Source organism: Mycobacterium sp. 852002-51163_SCH5372311 (assembly GCF_001667115.1).
Lineage (GTDB): Bacteria > Actinomycetota > Actinomycetes > Mycobacteriales > Mycobacteriaceae > Mycobacterium.
Window position 1 is genome coordinate 1 of record NZ_LZIJ01000209.1, and the last position, 2,299, is coordinate 2,299.

The window sequence follows — 2,299 nt, forward strand, 5'->3', positions numbered from 1 at the left end:
CCGCGGCCCAGCAACTCAACCAAGCGGTACCGACCGAACGGCGTCCCGTCTGCAGCGGCTTCCCCTGCCACGATCAGGATGCTAGCGATTCAACGCGAACCTGAAATACCGAATAGCAAATTGAAGTCAAGTCGGTTCTCAGAAACTCATATGACCTCCAGCACAAAGTGCGACACTTTTCGGGCACGGCAAAGACCGCTGCCACGCGACGAAGGGCCCAGATTATGAGGATCGCACCGACATTGAAAATCGCGAGCATCGCGGCTTTCCCCGCAGCGGCAGTGATCGCGCTCACGCCGTTTGCGCAAACACCCAATCCAGGCGATCAGTGTATGAACTGGCACGCCACTATCACCGGACCCAACGGCCAGACGATGACCTGCACCCACCTTCCAAATAGCGGCCACCTCATGTACTGGGAGTACGGCGGGCCGAGGGATACGGGGTAACAACCGATGAAGATCGCCGTACTGGTGTCCGCCGTGGTGGCGGCGGGTATCGGCTGCGCCCCACCAGCGCAGGCAGACACTGGTGACCAGGCGTCCGCTGAGCAGGCTGTGACGGCTATCTACAATCGGGTGATTCCAGGTTGCACCGAACACCACAATGTGGGCAATATCCAATCGATCAGCTGGAGCCGGTTCTACCCGGCCAGTGGCGGTGAGGGTCGCATCAAGGACGCCAATTCAAGTCTCGGTGGCCCATTTCAGGCCTACTACACCAACCCGAGGGTCGGGCCTGCGGTGAATTCTCCCCCCTTCCGCGCCTACGGGCAGTGGGGCGTCAACCTACAGTTCTGCTAGTTCAGTCGCTAGCGTCAACCCACCGCTTCACAAAGCGCGTCCTTTTTCCTGGCGACTGCGCAATCCGAAGCGCGAATTGCGCCGCGGTCGCCGGAAATTTCGTGTGTCACCGGTTCCCCTCGCGAGTCGGTTCTGCGTCTTGATGCCAACGCGGCGACCTGGATCAGATCAGGAGATCTGGATCAGATCATCGGCCAGTGGCCTCAGCCCACATCCCCACGGTGACCAAGAACAAAGGTTGCAAACCCAAGTACGTCACAGAGCACGATCCTCAGCCGTAGCTGCTCGGAGCTTTTCTGGTGCCGGCGCCACACCGTGTTGCCGTGCTCATCGATGGACAACGTGTCGACCTTTGGGCCAAAGAACGTCATGCAGAACCACACCGGCAGCCACAAGCCGATGCCTGCCACCATCCTGATCCCTGCGGCACATTGCTCATCAATTCCTCCTTAATAGTGCGGACCAAGAAGTGACGCCAAGGCACCTACTGTGAGCGTCTTATTGTGTCGCGTATGCGATTAGCAATCACGACGTCAAAGGTGGGCCTAGGGTTGTGTGTTTAGCCATCGATGAGTCGTGCGCGCCTTAGCGACGTGAGTAAGCGCTGAGCCGCGCGCAGGGTAGGCGCATGCGCGCCAGCGTCCAACCGTCCTGAATCAGCGTCGGCGGTCAACGATTCCAACACTGTGCGGCATGCGCGGGGGGACCGGAGCACGATCTGAGCGGCCTCGGCGGGGCTGGACGGCACGTCTCTCGTCTCGATTCGAACCCGTTCCACGATGCGCTCGACGGGCTTTTCGAGCACCTGGACGCGCACGGCTACCGCGCCATTGTTGGCGGCGCGGCGCTCCTCGTAAGCCGCGCGCCGGCACCGCTGGGAACACCAAACGGAGGGGCGCCCAGGCTTGGGCGGCCAGGTGTTGCTGGGCATCTCCGCGCCGCATCGCGGACACCGTTTAGCCGTCACGAAATTCATCGTAAGACAGCCTTATTCGTTAGATGCGGACGAAATTGCGTTATCGTTCCGTGACCTGAGTGCAAGAGGTGTGATGTTCGGGAAGACGGTGAAGTAAGGGTGCCTTGGTGACTGGGTCTGCGGGGTGACCCGTCACGCGAGGACTTGGCTGGTGGTGCGGTGTTGGAGGTTATTGGGTTCCTTGCGCCGGAAGATGCGTTCGGAGCTTTAGCGCCTCAGCTTTTCTCGTGGGTGATTCCAAGAATTTTGCAAGAGGGTCGACTAATTCTTGCCGTGGCCTGAGGTGACGAGCGACAGCCGCGAATAGCTCAAAGCCCGCGCGGCGCCTCCCCGAAAAGGCGCAGTGTCGTTAAACCCGGAAATTTTTGAATCGGATTGGTAATACTTATGGCCATCTTCATATCTGTCGTGGCCTAACAGATTGGGGTACTGCGATGTCGGCTGAGGTGGACGGCACGCCGTTTGGGCGCTACCGGCTGATCGAGGTGCTCGGTCGCGGCGGCATGGGTGAGGTCTGGCG

The 2,299-nt window shown here is 60.1% G+C and carries 3 protein-coding genes; 1 reads left to right on the forward strand and 2 read right to left on the reverse strand.

From position 1 onward, the window contains the following. Positions 1-455: 455 nt before the first annotated feature. Positions 456-803 (forward strand): hypothetical protein, encoded by a 348-nt coding sequence (locus tag A5791_RS25545; RefSeq protein WP_067243076.1) that lies wholly within the window; start codon positions 456-458, stop codon positions 801-803. A gap of 203 nt (positions 804-1,006) precedes the next feature. On the opposite strand, the gene A5791_RS25550 is transcribed toward A5791_RS25545, so the two are convergent. Together A5791_RS25550 and A5791_RS26275 are read right to left on the reverse strand one after the other, a co-directional pair. After that, positions 1,007-1,216 carry a hypothetical protein gene (locus A5791_RS25550; RefSeq protein WP_067243078.1) on the reverse strand — a complete coding sequence of 70 codons (210 nt, stop codon included), beginning with the start codon at positions 1,214-1,216 and terminating at the stop codon, positions 1,007-1,009. Positions 1,217-1,362: 146 nt separating this feature from the next. After that, positions 1,363-1,770 (reverse strand): hypothetical protein, encoded by a 408-nt coding sequence (locus tag A5791_RS26275; protein ID WP_082967135.1) that lies wholly within the window; start codon positions 1,768-1,770, stop codon positions 1,363-1,365. Positions 1,771-2,299: the final 529 nt, after the last annotated feature.

What these genes read in the sequence shown, in the direction of transcription:
- A5791_RS25545 (WP_067243076.1), top strand. Translation starts at nt 456, where the DNA reads ATGAAGATCGCCGTACTGGTGTCCGCCGTGGTGGCGGCGGGTATCGGC.
- A5791_RS25550 (WP_067243078.1), bottom strand. Translation starts at nt 1,216, where the DNA reads ATGGTGGCAGGCATCGGCTTGTGGCTGCCGGTGTGGTTCTGCATGACG.